This is a genomic window from Maricaulis sp. (genome assembly GCF_017643475.1).
Taxonomy (GTDB): Bacteria; Pseudomonadota; Alphaproteobacteria; order Caulobacterales; family Maricaulaceae; genus Maricaulis.
The window spans coordinates 539,693-554,909 of sequence record NZ_JAEPNI010000001.1; the positions used below are offsets into that span (position 1 = coordinate 539,693).

Annotated in this window: 17 protein-coding genes, 1 tRNA gene and 1 pseudogene; 4 read left to right on the forward strand and 15 right to left on the reverse strand. The window is 61.0% G+C overall.

What is annotated here, in order from left to right; all coding sequences use genetic code 11:
• Positions 1–43 precede the first annotated feature (43 nt).
• Positions 44–367, forward strand: a complete 324-nt coding sequence (trxA, locus tag JJ889_RS02605; protein WP_291891281.1) for a thioredoxin TrxA — start codon at positions 44–46, stop codon at positions 365–367.
• A 71-nt stretch (positions 368–438) separates the two neighbouring features.
• On the opposite strand, the gene JJ889_RS02610 is transcribed toward trxA, so the two are convergent.
• The 7 genes from JJ889_RS02610 to JJ889_RS02640 all read right to left on the reverse strand — a co-directional run bounded on the left by JJ889_RS02610 (position 439) and on the right by JJ889_RS02640 (position 6,960).
• Positions 439–1,800: a folylpolyglutamate synthase/dihydrofolate synthase family protein gene (locus JJ889_RS02610; protein ID WP_291891283.1), complete on the reverse strand. Its 1,362-nt coding sequence runs from the start codon at positions 1,798–1,800 to the stop codon at positions 439–441.
• Positions 1,757–2,686, reverse strand: coding sequence for an acetyl-CoA carboxylase, carboxyltransferase subunit beta (gene accD / locus JJ889_RS02615; RefSeq protein WP_366940050.1), 930 nt, complete (start codon positions 2,684–2,686; stop codon positions 1,757–1,759). Before accD ends, JJ889_RS02610 begins: the two co-directional genes overlap by 44 nt.
• Positions 2,687–2,717: 31 nt before the next feature.
• Positions 2,718–3,506 (reverse strand): tryptophan synthase subunit alpha, encoded by a 789-nt coding sequence (gene trpA / locus JJ889_RS02620; protein ID WP_291891287.1) that lies wholly within the window; start codon positions 3,504–3,506, stop codon positions 2,718–2,720.
• Positions 3,503–3,949: a hypothetical protein gene (locus JJ889_RS02625; RefSeq protein ID WP_291891289.1), complete on the reverse strand. Its 447-nt coding sequence runs from the start codon at positions 3,947–3,949 to the stop codon at positions 3,503–3,505. The genes trpA and JJ889_RS02625 overlap by 4 nt, the downstream gene beginning before the upstream one ends.
• The gene (gene trpB / locus JJ889_RS02630; RefSeq protein ID WP_291891291.1) at positions 3,946–5,178 is read right to left on the reverse strand and encodes a tryptophan synthase subunit beta; all 1,233 of its coding nucleotides are present in this window, start codon (positions 5,176–5,178) and stop codon (positions 3,946–3,948) included. The genes JJ889_RS02625 and trpB overlap by 4 nt, the downstream gene beginning before the upstream one ends.
• 11 nt (positions 5,179–5,189) lie before the next feature.
• Positions 5,190–5,834, reverse strand: a complete 645-nt coding sequence (locus JJ889_RS02635; RefSeq protein WP_291891293.1) for a phosphoribosylanthranilate isomerase — start codon at positions 5,832–5,834, stop codon at positions 5,190–5,192.
• A gap of 196 nt (positions 5,835–6,030) precedes the next feature.
• A complete protein-coding gene (locus JJ889_RS02640; protein WP_291891295.1) occupies positions 6,031–6,960 on the reverse strand; it encodes a LysR substrate-binding domain-containing protein in 930 nt (309 codons plus the stop codon).
• A gap of 92 nt (positions 6,961–7,052) precedes the next feature.
• Between JJ889_RS02640 and JJ889_RS02645 the strand changes: the two genes are divergently transcribed.
• Entirely contained in the window at positions 7,053–7,202 is a 150-nt protein-coding gene (locus JJ889_RS02645) for a hypothetical protein (RefSeq protein WP_291891296.1), read from the forward strand.
• A gap of 203 nt (positions 7,203–7,405) precedes the next feature.
• Here the strand turns inward: JJ889_RS02645 and JJ889_RS15900 are convergent.
• The 5 genes and pseudogenes from JJ889_RS15900 to aroA form a co-directional block, all read right to left on the reverse strand.
• A pseudogene (locus tag JJ889_RS15900) lies at positions 7,406–7,813 on the reverse strand (putative metalloprotease CJM1_0395 family protein); the annotation flags it as partial.
• 82 nt (positions 7,814–7,895) lie between these two features.
• A complete protein-coding gene (locus JJ889_RS02655) occupies positions 7,896–8,201 on the reverse strand; it encodes an integration host factor subunit beta (RefSeq protein WP_291891300.1) in 306 nt (101 codons plus the stop codon).
• A 125-nt stretch (positions 8,202–8,326) separates the two neighbouring features.
• Positions 8,327–10,030 (reverse strand): 30S ribosomal protein S1, encoded by a 1,704-nt coding sequence (gene rpsA, locus JJ889_RS02660; protein ID WP_291891302.1) that lies wholly within the window; start codon positions 10,028–10,030, stop codon positions 8,327–8,329.
• A gap of 182 nt (positions 10,031–10,212) precedes the next feature.
• Positions 10,213–10,839: a (d)CMP kinase gene (cmk, locus tag JJ889_RS02665; protein ID WP_291891304.1), complete on the reverse strand. Its 627-nt coding sequence runs from the start codon at positions 10,837–10,839 to the stop codon at positions 10,213–10,215.
• Positions 10,836–12,176 carry a 3-phosphoshikimate 1-carboxyvinyltransferase gene (aroA, locus tag JJ889_RS02670; protein WP_291891306.1) on the reverse strand — a complete coding sequence of 447 codons (1,341 nt, stop codon included), beginning with the start codon at positions 12,174–12,176 and terminating at the stop codon, positions 10,836–10,838. The genes cmk and aroA overlap by 4 nt, the downstream gene beginning before the upstream one ends.
• Before the next feature lie 110 nt (positions 12,177–12,286).
• On the opposite strand from aroA, the gene JJ889_RS02675 reads away from it, so the two are divergent.
• Both JJ889_RS02675 and JJ889_RS02680 read left to right on the forward strand, forming a co-directional pair.
• On the forward strand, positions 12,287–12,730 hold the full coding sequence (locus JJ889_RS02675; protein WP_291891308.1) for a TIGR02300 family protein: 444 nt from the start codon (positions 12,287–12,289) through the stop codon (positions 12,728–12,730).
• A gap of 103 nt (positions 12,731–12,833) precedes the next feature.
• Positions 12,834–12,909 (forward strand) — tRNA-Ala (locus JJ889_RS02680).
• Positions 12,910–13,060: 151 nt separating this feature from the next.
• Here the strand turns inward: JJ889_RS02680 and JJ889_RS02685 are convergent.
• The 3 genes from JJ889_RS02685 to raiA form a co-directional block, all read right to left on the reverse strand.
• Complete coding sequence (locus JJ889_RS02685; RefSeq protein WP_291891310.1) at positions 13,061–13,957, reverse strand: hypothetical protein; 897 nt, start codon at positions 13,955–13,957, stop codon at positions 13,061–13,063.
• 62 nt (positions 13,958–14,019) lie between these two features.
• Entirely contained in the window at positions 14,020–14,484 is a 465-nt protein-coding gene (ptsN, locus tag JJ889_RS02690) for a PTS IIA-like nitrogen regulatory protein PtsN (RefSeq protein ID WP_291891312.1), read from the reverse strand.
• A 16-nt stretch (positions 14,485–14,500) separates the two neighbouring features.
• Positions 14,501–15,118 (reverse strand): ribosome-associated translation inhibitor RaiA, encoded by a 618-nt coding sequence (gene raiA, locus JJ889_RS02695; RefSeq protein WP_291891314.1) that lies wholly within the window; start codon positions 15,116–15,118, stop codon positions 14,501–14,503.
• Positions 15,119–15,217: the final 99 nt, after the last annotated feature.

Genomic DNA, 15,217 nt, shown 5'->3' on the forward strand with positions numbered 1-15,217 from the left:
AAAGAGTCCCCAAGCGACTCGTCCCGAATAAAGGAGTAAGCCCATGGCGACCAAAGCGGTCAGCGATGATTCCTTCGAAACTGACGTGCTCAATGCAAGCGGTCCGGTTCTCGTGGATTTCTGGGCAGAGTGGTGCGGCCCCTGTAAGCAAATCTCTCCGGCACTGGAAGAGATCGCGGCAGAGATGGCCGGCGACATCACAATCGCCAAAGTAAACATTGATGATCACCCGATGACGCCCGGTAAGTACGGCGTACGTGGTATCCCGACGCTGATGATCTTCAAGGATGGCCAGGTGGCCTCTACCAAGATTGGTGCCATGGCCAAGGGCAAGATCACTGAATGGGTCAAGGAAACGCTCGCTTAAGGGCGACACGTTTCTGAAATGATCAGGGCCGCTCGATCGAGCGGCCCTTTTTCTTTGTTCTGGGGTCTGGTCTAGCCCGGCGTCTTGTGTGGCGGACATCCGCCCAACGCAAGGGCCTCGCCGGCCAGGTAGAGCGAACCGCCGATCAGGATACGCGGGGCCGGGCTTTCCTTCACCGCATCCTTGAGCGCCGGGATCAATCCGCCAGCCGCTTCCGCCTTGAGGCCGACCTCTTCGCACAGATGCACGACATCGCTGGCGTGTAGCGAACCGCCGCGACCGGCGTTGAACTCTACCGCGATCAGCTTGCGCGTCAGACCGGCGAATTGTGACGCCCAGGCGCGGACATCCTTGTTGGGCGAGAAGCCGGCGATGATGATCAGCGGGCGATCCTCACGTTCATCCATGTCAGCTAGGGCATGCGCCAGCGCGATCGCCGCGGCTTCATTATGGCCGCCATCCAGCCACAGCTCGGCCTTGGCCTTCTGGGCGATCTCCCCGAGCGGGCCACCGGTAATGGCTTGCAGGCGTCCTGGCCATTTGGCCTCGCCAACGCCTTTGGCTGCGGCTTTCTCCGGCCAGTTGAGGGCAGCTGCACACGCCGCTGCCGTGCCGGCATTGAGGACCTGGTGCGGGCCCAGGAGGCCGGGTGCGGGCAGGTCCCAGACGCGGTTCTCGTCCTCATAGACCAGACGGCCGTGTTGCGGATAGGCGCGGAAGTCCTGTCCCCAGACCAGGGTGGGGGCTCCAACCTTGTTGGCTTCCTCGATCAGGGTTTCGCGGGCATCAGGTTGCTGGTCGCCGATGATCATCGGCACGCCCGGCTTGGCGATGCCCGCCTTTTCCCGGGCGATCGTTTCCAGCTCGTCGCCGAGGAAGTCCTGGTGGTCGAGGCTGACCGGGGTGACGACCGTCAGCTCCGGTTTGGTAATCACATTGGTCGCGTCGAACCGGCCACCCAGACCCACTTCCAGGATCAGCCGGTCTGCCGGGTGCTCGCTGAACAGCAGGAAGGCGGCTGCGGTGGTGATCTCGAAAAAGGTGATCGGTTCGCCGAAATTGGCGGCTTCTGCGCGTGCAAACGCCTCGATCAGGGTACGGTCATCAACCGGCTTGCTGTCCAGCAGGATACGCTCGTTGAAATTGACCAGGTGCGGGGAGGTGTAGATGTGCACACGCTCGCCCTTGGCCCGGGCCATCTCGGCCAGGAAGGCACAGGTTGAGCCTTTGCCATTAGTGCCGGCCACATGGATGATCGGCGGCAGCTTGTCCTGCGGATTGTCGAGCGCTGTCAGCAGGCGCTGGAGGCGCCCGAGTGAGAGATCGATTTTTTTCGGGTGCAGTCGACCCAGGCGCTCAAGCGCGTCATCTATCGCCTGACGGCGCGTGCTAATGGGAACCCCCGTCGCCGGACGCGGGATTGGCTGGCACATGATCAGCAGCGGGTGGGGTCAGCGCGGAAGGCGCTGACGAACCAGGTCGTTTCAGCATCACGCGTAACATGCGTGACAGTGTAGCCGGAATATCGCGGCGATGCACGACCTTATCGACCATGCCCTTTTCCAGCAGGTATTCAGAGCGCTGGAAGCCTTCCGGCAGTTTCTCGCGAATGGTCTGCTCGATCACGCGCGGGCCGGCAAAACCGATCAGGGCACCCGGCTCGGCCAGGTGAACATCACCCAGCATGGCGTAGGAGGCGGTCACACCACCCGTCGTCGGATCCGTCAGGACCACGACATAGGGCAGGCGCTCTTCCTTGAGCATTTCAACAGCGATCGTCGTGCGCGGCATCTGCATCAGCGACAGCGCGCCTTCCTGCATGCGGGCACCACCGGCAGCGGTGAACACGACCAGCGGGGCACGGCGCTTGATGGCTTCCTCGGCCGCGCGGATGAAGCTCTCACCCGCAGCCATACCCAGCGAACCGCCCATGAAGGCGAAGTTCTGGACCAGGGCGACCGTTTCCACGCCGCCGATCTCGCCGACAGCGATGGCCATCGCGTCATCACGACCGGTCTTCTTGCGCGCACCGGCAATGCGTGAGGTGTAGGGCTTGTCGTCCTTGAATTTCAGCGGATCCTTGGGGACTTCCGGCGTGTCGAGCTCGGTATAGTCGCCGTCAAAGGTGAACTGGAAACGCCAGGCCGGGCCGATGCGCATGTGGTGACCTGCCGGGGTCACGAACAGGCCGGCTTCCAGGTCCTTGTGGAAGACCATCTCGTCCGAGATCGGGCATTTGACCCACAAATTGTCGGGCGTATCCCGCTTGGAGAAGATTTTCGACATCCCCGGAGGGGTAAGCTTGGACAACCAGTTCATTTCCGCGTCCCGATCTTTCATCGGCCTTCACTCACCGTTTTGCGCCATGGGTTGCAGCAGAGAGGGATTTCACCAGCTCCACGGCAGCCTCGACACCACCTTCATTCATGGCGTCGACGATGGCGGATCCAACCACCACAGCATCGGCGCGCTCGGCAATAGCCTTCGCCTGTTCAGGCGTGCGTACACCAAACCCGACTGCAACGGGTAAACCGCTGGCAGCCCTGACGCGTGCAACAGCATCGCCGACCTCGGTTGCTACACCGGATCCGGCGCCTGTCACGCCCGTCGTAGAAACGTAATAAACAAAACCGGACGTGTTTTCGACCACTGTTCCCAGTCGATTATCGTCAGTGGTCGGTGTTGCCAGGCGAATGAGGGCGATGCCATGCGCATTGAGCGCCGTGCGCAGCTCTTCATCCTCTTCCGGCGGAATGTCGACACAGATCAGCCCATCCACCCCGGCCTTCTCGGCGCGGCGGGCGAAATTCTCAAAGCCCATATGATGGATCGGATTGGCGTAACCCATCAGGACGATCGGTGTGGAGTCATTGTTCTCTCGGAAACTGGCGGCCTGGGCGAACACGCCCTGCAGCGTCATGCCGGCCTCCAGCGCCCGCAACGCCGCACCTTGGATGGACGCGCCATCGGCCATCGGGTCGGTAAAGGGCATGCCCAGCTCGATCACATCCGCACCGGCATCCGGCAGCGCATTGAGCAGGGACTGGCTGTCGCCATCCCCCGCCATCATGTAGGCGACAAAACCGGGGCGGCCATAGGCGTCCAGCTCATTGAAACGTGTGGTGAGGCGATTGGTCATTGCTCAATTCCGTCCAGACAAGGCACTACCCGCATCGTTAATCCCAACGCATCGCGGTAGCCGTAATCCAATACAATGTACTTGGCGCAAGTGCCGATCTCGAGACCTTCGGTTCGGCGCCAATTGGTAACTCGCTCTCTGGCAGCCGGGCGCATTGCAATCCAGCCGTTTTCACGAAGGAGTGATGTCAGCGGGGGCGTGTCGCCCCAGCGCCCGCTATCTCGAGCTGCCCCTACCACCCCGACATACAGCCAATGATCCTGACCAAATTGAGTGCACCTAGCTTCAATCGCGTCATTACAGTTCACGTACACCGGCTCAGCTTCAGAAAACTCCCCGCGCCATTCAAACGGTGCGGGAAGTGGAAACCCCAGATCGCGTTCGAACTGGGACGAAAGATCCGTATCGATTGATAGGGCAAGCCCGAACAGCAAGCCGATCACAGGCTCACTCCCAGCATCTCCGCCACCTGCGGAACGTCCTTGTCCCCGCGGCCGCACATATTCATCAGGATGACGCCCTCGGGGCCGAGCTCTTTGGCCAGGTCGCGGACGCGGGCGAGGGCGTGGGCGGGCTCCAGGGCCGGGATAATGCCTTCCAGCTTGGTGCAGAGCTGAAACATCTCCAGCGCCTCGGTATCGGTCGCCGAGACGTATTCCGCGCGCTTGGCATCGTGCAGGAAGGCGTGTTCCGGGCCGATACCGGGATAGTCCAGACCTGCCGAGATGGAGTGAGCGTCGATGATCTGGCCGTCATCATCCTGCAGCAGATAGGTCTTGTTGCCGTGCAGGATGCCGGGCTTGCCGCCTTTCAGGCTGGCGGCGTGTTCGCCGGTTTCGATACCGTGGCCGGCCGCCTCGACACCGATCAGGCGCACATCCTCGTCATCGATGAAGGGATGGAAAAGCCCCATCGCATTGGAGCCGCCACCGATACAGGCAACTGCCGCATCGGGAAGACGTCCCAGCCGGTCCATGATCTGGGCGCGAGCCTCGCGACCGATAATGGACTGGAAGTCGCGCACCATGGCCGGATAGGGGTGCGGGCCCGCCACCGTGCCGATTACATAGAACGTGTCGTGCACATTGGTGACCCAGTCGCGCAGCGCTTCGTTCATGGCGTCCTTCAGCGTGCCCGTGCCCGAAGACACCGGCACTACCTCGGCGCCCAGCAATTTCATGCGGAAGACATTTGGCGCCTGGCGCTCCACATCGGTGGCGCCCATGAAGACCGTACAGGGCAGGCCGAACCGTGCGGCAACCGTTGCGGTGGCCACACCGTGCTGGCCGGCACCGGTCTCGGCGATGATACGGGTCTTGCCCATGCGCTTGGCCAGGAGGACCTGGCCCAGGCAGTTATTGATCTTGTGGCTGCCGGTATGGTTCAGCTCGTCGCGCTTGAACCAGATTTTCGCGCCACCGAACTCCTCGGTCAGGCGTTCTGCGAAATAGATCGGGCTGGGCTTGCCGACATAATCGCGCAGAAACTCTTCCATCTCGCGCTGGAATTCGACATCACGCTTGGCGTCCTCATAGGCCGCTTCCAGCTCGATAATGTTCGGCATCAATGTTTCGGCGACGAAACGACCGCCGTAATCACCAAATCGGCCACGTGCATCCGGCCAGGCGGAAAGCGCATTCGGTCGGGTGTCGACAGAGGCGGTATCGCTCATGGCTTTCTCCTTCAGGCGGTTTCGCTCAGCGCCTTGGCAAAGGCGTGGATCAGGTCGGCGTCCTTGACGCCGGAGGATGTTTCAATGCCGGACGAGACATCGACGGCGCTTGCGCCCGCCGCCTCGACAGCTTGGCAGACATTGGTGGGATCAAGCCCGCCGGACAAGAGCCAGGGCATCGATAAATACAGGTTTTTCAGTAGTGCATAGTCATAACCATGCCCCCAGCCGCCCGGTCGGTCGGCGTCCTTGGGTGGTTTGGCATCAAACAACAGCATGTCGGCGACGCCGTCATAGGCCCTGGCGGCGTCCAGATCGCTCGCCTCGGCCACGGGCAGAGCCTTGATAATGCCCTTGCTGGCATAGGCGCGGGCCTGCTCGACCCGCTGCGGCGTTTCCGAGCCGTGCAGCTGGATCCAGTCGGGCCGCATGGCGTCGCGGATCTGCGCGAGCAGCTCATCATCCGGATTGACGACGACAGCGACGGTCTCGGTGCCGTGTGCCAGGTGAGCCAGCTCTCCCGCACGCACCGGGTCCACATGGCGGGGGCTGGGCGGGAAGATGACGTAACCGGTATAGCGCGCGCCTGCCTCACGTGCGGCGGCGACGTCGGGTCCGGTTTTCAGGCCGCAGAATTTGATGTCGATGGCGGGCATGTCCGGCTCGCGTTTTGGTGTTGAGAGTGACTAGTAGCTGGCATTGGGCGCGAGGCAAGGTCTTGCGGGCATGAAGCTGCATTTCTTATCCCTAGAGGGGGAAGTGGCTGAGCGAAGCGAAGTCGATGGGGGTTCATCGGTACACCCCCTACGCCCCTGCGGGGCACCTCCCCCGGAGGGGGAGGAAAGACTTGGCCTACCCACCCGCCTCCGGAAACGCCTTCGGCGCCCGGTTGAGGCAGAATGCCATGGGCTGGAACAGCATCCATTGCACGAAGGCCTTGATCTTGGGCTCGTTGGCGCGCTCTGGGTCGAAGACCATGTAGTGCGCATGGGTGTGCGGGCTTTCGTGTTCGAAGGGCTGGGCGAGGGCGCCGGAGGCGATCTGTTCGGCAAAATAGATCGGGGTGACCATGCAGGCCGCATCTCCAGCCGCGATGGCTGCGGAGATTTCCATCGTCTGGGTCTCCAGCTCCAGGTGTGGGCGTGCAGGCAGAATGGCCGGGTCGATGCCCTGTTCCTTAAACCAGGCCTGCCACCAGGGCAGGGGCCCGAACAGGCGCAACTTGAGCAGGTCTTCCGGTTTTTCCAGCGGTCCAAACCGCTGCAGGGCTGCTGTAGGAACCAGGGGCGCCGTGGTGTCGTCAAACAGTTTGCGCGCTTCCAGCCCCTCCCAATAGCCATAGCCAGAGCGCAGGGCGATGTCGGCTTCCCCGGCCTTGATATCGGTGATGTCGCGATTGGATTCGATGCGGACGGCCAGGTCGGGATTTTCCATCTGGAAGGTGCCGATGCGCGGGACCAGCCAGTTGTTGCAAAAGGTCGGGATGGCCGAGATGTGCAGGATGTGGTCCTGCTCGTCGCGTACGGTCTCGAAGGTTCGCTCCAGCAGGCGGAAGGCCTCGCTGGTGCCGCGGGCGAGACGGGCGCCGCGGGCGGTCAGCTCGACATGGCGGGCTTTGCGATCAAACACCGCAAAGCCCAGCCGGTCTTCCAGCTGTTTGATCTGATAGCTCACAGCGGCCTGGGTCATGCCTAGGGCCTCGCCGGTGCGTGTGAAATTGCCCAGGCGGGCGGCCGTCTCGAAAACGCGTATGGCCTGGATGGGAGGTAGAGGTTTAGGCATAAATTTAGCTTATGAAAGACCCTTGAGGTTTAGTTGGAATGGATCTCTATATCAAGCGTAAGACATGTCTCAGTTAATGACGGAGACGATAAATGGCTTACGATTGGAAGTATGACACCAACGCACCAGAAGATGCCCAGATCTATTACGGTCGCGCCGGCTGGCTGACGCGCCTGTTCAATGCGGCCGAGGGCTTTTTCAGATTTCTGGGCAAGTCCGGTGACTATAATCGCAAGGTTTAGAGAGGGGTGGCGGGTGTCGCCGGTGTGGTCGACGCGTAAACGCCCTGTGCGTAGGCCATCAGATCAAACGGCGCCACAACTCCCTGAGCCTGGTTCCCGGCACCCGCTTCCCGCTCTTCCCGGGCCGTTTCACGCATTTCGGCCAGCTTCTGGTTGAGATCGCCGCTCAACATGTTCTCCGGACTGTTCGGATCAGCCCCCTCCGTGCGCTGTGTGTTGAGTTCGGCCTGGGCCTTCATCATCTGTGCGTCAGCGAGAGCGGCCACCTTGCGGTCCTGTGCCGAGGGTTCCGCCGGAGCCAGGGCCGCAGCCTTGACGATGCGCATCTTTTCGATGGTCGCTTCCGGATCGCCGGCGATTTCGCTCGCATCGATCGGAACTTCTCCCCCTACGGCGTAGGAGCGACCATCGGGACCCTTCTGATAGTCGTAACTGATTGCGCCGGCATATTGGCCGCCGACATTCTTGTGCGCCTGCTCATGGGCGCGCACCTCGGTGTCGCGTGCTTTCAGCTTGGCGACCTGGGCCTGCTCTTCCTTGGAGAGCGGCTGGTTGAGGCCCCCGCTTTTCTGGGGGGCAGGCGCACTTGTCCCGGCCGATGCCTGGGGCATCGACGGCAAGCCGGATAACGCGCCAACACTGCTCATGCCGATATTATCGGCTGAGGCGCTTAATCAGATGTGAAAAGCAGGTTTAGGAGAGTTCCTTGACCGTACCGCGTGAGCCGTCGACGCGCTCGCGCAATTCCTTGCCGGTCTTGAAGAAGGGAACGTGTTTTTCCTTCACGGAAACGCTTTCGCCGGTGCGCGGGTTGCGGCCGGTGCGGGCCGGGCGCTGGCGAACGGAAAAGGCACCAAATCCACGAAGCTCGACCCGGTCACCGCGGGCCAGGGCATCGGTCACGCCATCAAGGATCGTATTGACCACACGCTCCACATCCCGGTGGTAGAGGTGGGGATTGGCTTCTGCCAGACGATCGATCAGCTCGGATTTGATCATGCCATGCCTCCGTGTTTGCTCGATAAAACTGCCTTGAGACAGAGTGCACGTCAACGCTTGATCAAAAAAAATCGGCCGAAGCAGTGCTCCGGCCGATCAATTTTTATTCGTTTGAACGTATGGGCTTAGCTTTTGTCTTCGCCGTCGTTCTCGCGCAGGGCAGCGCCCAGGATGTCACCCAGGGATGCACCGGCATCGGAAGAACCATACTGCTCAACCGCTTCACGCTCCTCGGAGATCTCCAGCGCCTTGATGGACAGGGAGATGCGGCGGGACGCCTTGTCAACATTGGTGACGCGAGCGTCGACCTTGTCGCCTACAGCGAAGCGCTCCGGACGCTGTTCCGCACGATCGCGGGACAGGTCGGACTTGCGGATGAAGGCTTTCACAGCCGTGTCATCGCCGAAGGTTACTTCGATACCGCCGGACGTGATTTCCGTAACCGTACAGGTGACGGTGTCGTTGCGGTTGACGCCGGAGCTGTCCATCGGGTCACCAGCCAGCTGTTTGATGCCCAGGGAAACACGCTCTTTGTCGACGTCGACGTCGAGGACTTTCGCGTCAACCATGTCGCCTTTCTTGAAGGCTTCCATGGCTTCTTCGCCGGACTGGTCCCAGGAGATGTCGGACAGGTGAACCATGCCGTCGATATCGCCTTCCAGGCCAACAAACAGACCGAATTCGGTGATGTTCTTGATCTCGCCCTGGATAGCGGAACCGGACGGGTGGTTCTCTGCGAACACTTCCCACGGATTGCGCTGGGTCTGCTTGACGCCCAGGGAGATGCGGCGCTTCTCGGCGTCGACATCGAGGACCATGACCTGAACTTCCTGAGAAGTGGACAGGATCTTGCCCGGGTGGACGTTTTTCTTGGTCCATGACATTTCGGAGACGTGAACCAGGCCTTCAACGCCCTGTTCCAGCTCAACGAATGCACCGTATTCCGCGATGTTCGTGACACGACCTTCGAAGGTTGCGCCAACCGGGTATTTCGCGGCAACGCCATCCCACGGGTCGGACATGAGCTGTTTCATGCCGAGGGAGATGCGCTGGGTTTCCTTGTTGATCTTGATGATCTGGACGGAAACCGTCTGACCAACTTCAACAACTTCGGACGGGTGGCCAACACGGCTCCAGGACATGTCGGTAACATGCAGCAGGCCGTCAATGCCGCCGAGGTCAACGAACGCACCGTAATCGGTGATGTTCTTGACGACGCCTTCGCGGGCTTCGCCCTCAGCCAGCTGGCCGACGAGTTCTGCACGCTGTTCGGCACGGCTCTCTTCGAGGACGGCGCGGCGGGAAACAACGATGTTTCCGCGCGGACGGTCCATCTTGAGGATGGCGAACGGCTGTTCCTGGTTCATCAGCGGGCCAACATCGCGGACCGGACGGATATCGACCTGGGAGCCCGGCAGGAAGGCGGAAGCGCCGCCGAGATCGACAGTGAAACCGCCTTTGACGCGACCAACGATCGCACCATTGACCGGCTCTTTCTTGTCGAAGGACTTTTCCAGACGGTCCCAGCTTTCCTCGCGGCGAGCTTTGTCGCGCGACAGGATTGCGTCACCGAGCGCGTTCTCGATGCGCTCAAGGTAGACTTCAACTTCGTCACCCACGGACGGGGCTTCGGATCCCGGACCGGTGAATTCGCGCATCGGGACGCGGCCTTCGGTCTTCAGACCTACGTCGACAACAACAACGTCGTTTTCGATTGCGGTCACGGTGCCTTTGACGACTTGGCCCTCGGCCAGATCGCGGCCGGCCAGGCTTGCCTCGAGCATCGCGGCAAAGTCATCAGTCGTCGGGGTGAGTGTTTCGGTAGACATTTAAAGGGTTGCTCCAGTACAGCGCGGTCAGGCTGAAAATCGTTGATTGCGCTGTCTAAGTGCTGATGAATCAGCGGGTTAGAGTTCAAACAAGAGTGGGCCGAACGCTACCCTTTGCTCCGGAAGGGAGCATTTCAGGTGTCATCCGGTACTCGGCTGTGTTTGCAGAATCCCCGGAAGTGTCACGCCTTTTGGCGCTTTTCCACAATCCGGACGGCCTCCGCAATGGCCGCGTCTATACTCAAGGATGACGTATCAAGCAAGGTTGCATCATCTGCCTTGCGCATGGGCGCATCCGTGCGCTCGGCGTCGCGTGCATCCCGCGAGAGTGTCTGGGCGAGCATTTCCTCGAAGGTGATGGGGTCGCCCTTGGCATTGAGCTCGCTCTGGCGACGGCGGGCACGCGTCTCCGGATCGGCCGTGACAAAGAGTTTTACCTCAGCATCGGGGCAGATCACCGTACCGATATCGCGCCCGTCCAGAATCGCTCCTCCCGGCTGGGTGGCAAAGGCGCGCTGGACTTCGAACAGGGCGTCGCGAACAGCTTGTTGTTTCGCGACTTGGGAGGCGGCCTGGCCGACGGCTGCGGTGCGGATACGGGCTTCGTCAATCGACGTCACATCCAGCGTGCGCGCGGCCTCTACTGCGGCGGTTTCGTCGTTTGGGTCGTGGCCGGCATCCAGCACAGCCAAAGCGGCTGCGCGGTACAGGCTGCCTGTATCCAGATAGGGCAGGCTGAATTTCTGCGACAGGGCTCGCGCAATCGTGCCCTTGCCCGAGGCCAGCGGTCCGTCGACGGCGATGATCATTCCGCCGGCTCCATTTGCGCGCCCAGGGACAGCATGTGATCCAGAAAGTCCGGATAGCTGGTTGCGATCATGCTGGCATCATCAATGGTCACCGCTTCCTCTGCGATCAGGCCCAGAACAAGGGCGCTCATGGCGATGCGGTGGTCGTGATGGGTGATGACATGGCCGCCGCCCGGGACGTCTCCGCCCGTGCCGACAACATCCAAACCGTCATCGCGAATGATTGTCTCGACGCCATTGGCTGTCAGAAGGTCCGACGTGCCCATCAGGCGATCGCTCTCCTTGGCCCGCAGTTCCGCCAGACCGTTCATGCGTGTCACGCCGTCGGCGGCCGCGGCAGCAACGCCCAGGATCGGGTATTCATCGATCATCGAGGGTGCACGCTCTTCGGGAACACTGAGGCCGTTAAGCTTGGAATAGCGTGCGCGAATATCGATGGTCTTTTCACCAGCCATGACCTGCGCAGGCGTGATTGTCAGGTCCGCACCCATCTCCTTGAGCGTGGTGTAAAGCCCGGTGCGCGCCGTATTATCCATCACGCCGCGCAGGGTGACGTCGGAACCCGGGGTGATCAGCGCGGCGACAACCGCGAAGGCTGCAGAGCTTGGATCGCCGGGTACACGGAGCGGCGTGGCGCTGAGTTTCTGTTCGCCTGGCAGGGAGATGGTCCAGCCGCTATCAACGTCCTCGATCGAGATCTCGGCGCCAAACAGCCTCAGCATGGTCTCGGTATGATCGCGGGTCGGGGTTGGCTCGTGGATCACCGTGGTGCCTCGCGCGCCCAGCCCGGCCAGTAACAGGGCAGACTTTACCTGCGCGGAGGCAACGGGCGGCGTATAGGAAATCGCATCGAGCGGTGCGGATTCGACGGTGACAGGCAGGCGACCTTCGGTGGTGGTGACATCAGCGCCCATTTCGGACAATGGATCCGTCACCCGGCGCATCGGCCGCCCTGTGAGGCTTTCATCGCCGACAAAACGCGCCGTTGCACCGGTTCCGGCGACGACACCCATCATCAGTCGCGCACCTGTTCCGGAGTTGCCGAAGTCGAGATCCTGCGCAGGTGATTCGAATTTTCCGCCGAGTCCGGTGACCGACCAGCGATTTTTCCCGAGATTTTTTACATCAGCGCCTAAAGCTGCAATTGCCTTGGCTGTATTGATGACATCCTCGCTCTCCAGCAAACCCTCGATCTGGGTGTTACCGTTAGCAAGTCCCCCAAATATAAGGGATCTGTGCGAAATGGACTTGTCGCCAGGCGCAGCGAAATCGCCATGCAGCGGCTTTGAGCGAGAGGCAGAAAAAGGGCCTTGCAGAGTGGGAGAATTTTGGGGCATCAAGAAAAACACAAGGATTAGGGTGACATCACGGTGATCGGGTTTTGACAGAGCGCGGTGATCGTGGCAACGGGACCCGCCGAAACGAATAGTGGTTGTGAAGGGAAGTCATGGCCAAAGCTGATCTTGGAACCAAGCGCACCTGTCCTAGCTGCGCTGCCAAATTTTATGACCTGGGCCGCCAACCTGCGCGTTGCCCGAAATGTGAGCATGAGTTCGATCCGGAAGCTCTGGAGCCGAAACTGCCGGTAGCGGATGATCCGAAACCGGAAGAGGCCGAGGAGAAGAAGGGCAAGGAAGCCGACGAACAGGACGGTTTCGAGGACGAGGCTGACGATACGCCTGAAGTCGATGAGGCTGCCAATGAGGCACCTGATTCCGATGAGGACGACAATGAGGACGGATCCGGCCTCAGTGACGACATCGGGGATGACTTCGAGTCCGAGGATGATCTCGAGGACGATGATGAGGACGACAACACCAAAGTCCTTATCGACGAGGAAGACGACGAGGATTTCGGCGACTTCAACATCGAGAAAGACGAAGATCTCTGATCTTCTGCAGTAAGGGGCGCAACGGGCTCTTGATCCGGACACGATCCGGGACTAGGTTCCGCGCCTCTTGGCCGCTGACCCCAATGCGGCCATCCCGAGTTTCGGGGCTATAGCTCAGTTGGGAGAGCGCTTGAATGGCATTCAAGAGGTCAGCGGTTCGATTCCGCTTAGCTCCACCATTATCGAAAACCCCGCCGGAAACGGCGGGGTTTTTTGATCTGGGAGTTTCCCTGTCCTCGCCCCTGATGGGCGAGGTGCCCCGAAGGGGCGGAGTAGGTGGGCGTCGCAAGACGCCATAGAAAGCCCTCCTTGGATTTCTAATCGTACCCGCTAGAGCCTCTCAAGATACTGCGCGGACCGCTGCTCCGCTTCGGTCAACTGGGCTTCTTCGAGTTGGTCTTCGATGCTGGCGGCGCTTTCGGCGGCTTCCAGGTCACCGAGAATGGCAGCGGTATAGAGCAGGGCGAGGGCCTCGATCTGATCGACCTCCCCGCCGTCACCTTCCAGCATTGCCTGCGCGAGTGCGGCCATGCAGAGGCTGTCGCCGCCATTGGCCCCGGCCTGCCAGAAGGCCCGCGCAGCGACCGGGTCAGCCTCGCCTTCCATTCCGGTCATGGATCCGATGCCGAGAATATAATTGGCGCCGGCCAGGGAGGAGTCGGCCGCAAGGGCGGACCGAGCGGCAGCCAGGGCCCCGTTGGTGTCCTCGATGGCCTCCGGGCCGAACATCAGGGCTTCAGCGAGGCGCAGCTGGGCGAAGGCGCCCACATCATTGCGGGTGGAAAGCTGGCGATAGATCGCAAGTCCCCCCTCTGCCTCGCCCTCATAGTCATAGATAAGCAGATCGGCCAGATCGAGGCCGGCACTGGTGTTCTGGCCTTGCCAGGCGAGTTCAAAGAAGGCGCGGGCTCGGTCGAGCTCGGCATTCGTGCCGATGCCGTCGCGATAGACCAGACCCAGTACGTGATTGGCTTCTGCCAGCCCTGCATCGGCTGCCTGGACCAGCCAGTAGCGACCAATGGCGTAGTCCGGATCTCCACTGTCGGGAAAGGTCAGCGCATAGCCATAGCCAAAAGCTGCCGATGTGTCGCCAGCTTCCGCGGCGAGGCGTAGGTCGTCGATATTGTCCTGTGCGTACGTGGTCGAGCTCGAGTTGGCTAGGGCGACGGCCGGGGCAGGAGAGACGAGCAAGGTCGCAGAAATGACAAGTGTGGCGAGGCGCAACATGTGGGTCTCCGGAGACTGTTTCCCCGCAGCATGCCGATCCTAGCTGAATGTGCGATGAGCGCTTACGCAGCGTCTGTGGCAGGCTCGCCCGTGAGGACGGCGAAGATGGCATCCAAGTTCGGCGCGGCGCGCAGGCGCTGGCGGATATCTTCACGGCGCAACATGCGTGAAACACGTGCCAGGGCCTTGAGGTGCTCGGCGCCGGCATCTTCCGGGGCGAGCAGCATGAAGATCAGGTCCGCCGGACGTCCGTCGATCGACTCAAAGTCGACCGGCGAACGCAGGCGGGCAAAAAAGCCCTGCACCCGTTCATTCCCACGAATGCGTGCATGAGGAATGGCGACGCCCTGTCCCACGCCGGTCGAGCCGAGACGTTCGCGCTGAAGAACGGCGTCAAAAATCGTACGCGCGTTCAGCCCGGTGGTCTCTGCAGCCAACTCGGCGAGAGATTGTAGAACTTGCTTTCGGCTCGATGCCCCCAAATCAAGGATGACACCGTCGCCGGGAATGAGATCTGCTAACGCCATTGATAACTTCTGGTGTTTACGCGGTTTCTTTCCGCTCGGCTCGTGACGGGTCTACCCACCCAATGTTTCCATCAGGCCGTCGGTAGACGATGTTGACCCCCCCGTTTGCAGCATTCTTGAACAGCAGAAACGGCGAGTCTGCCGCGTCCAGTTCCAGAGATGCCATGCCCACAGTCATCGTGCGGACTTCACCGGGCTTTTCCGCGATCACTATCGGTTCCGGAGAACCGTTCGCTGCCGGCAGGCTGTCGTCTTCATCGTCGTCAGAGAAGCTGTCACGCATCCCCTTGAGAACGACGAAAGGAAGACTTTCGCCAGGTAGCTCGGACTTATTATCAGCGTGGTGGTTCTTCAGCTTGCGCTTGTAGCGGCGCAATCGCTTCTCCAGCTTGATCATGGTGTCGTCTGCCGCCTTGTAGGCGTCATCCGCTTCTCCATGGGCCTGGAGCATTACGCCGGACGGCAGATGCAAGGAACAGTCGACCCGAAAACCGACCCCCTCGCGTGCGATGGCTACATAAGCCTCGCCCGGGCGATTGAAGTATTTAGAGACCCCGTCCTCGACACGTCCGAGAATTTGTTCCCGAAGTACGTCGCTGACGTCGATGCCTTTGCTGACAACTTGTGTATGCATGCGCTCCTTCCCGCTGGCCATTCACCAGCATGTGAGGCGTTTCCGAACTGCTCCGCCCCTTGGAAAGCGGGCGGAACCTAGTCGCGGGCGGACCCAAGA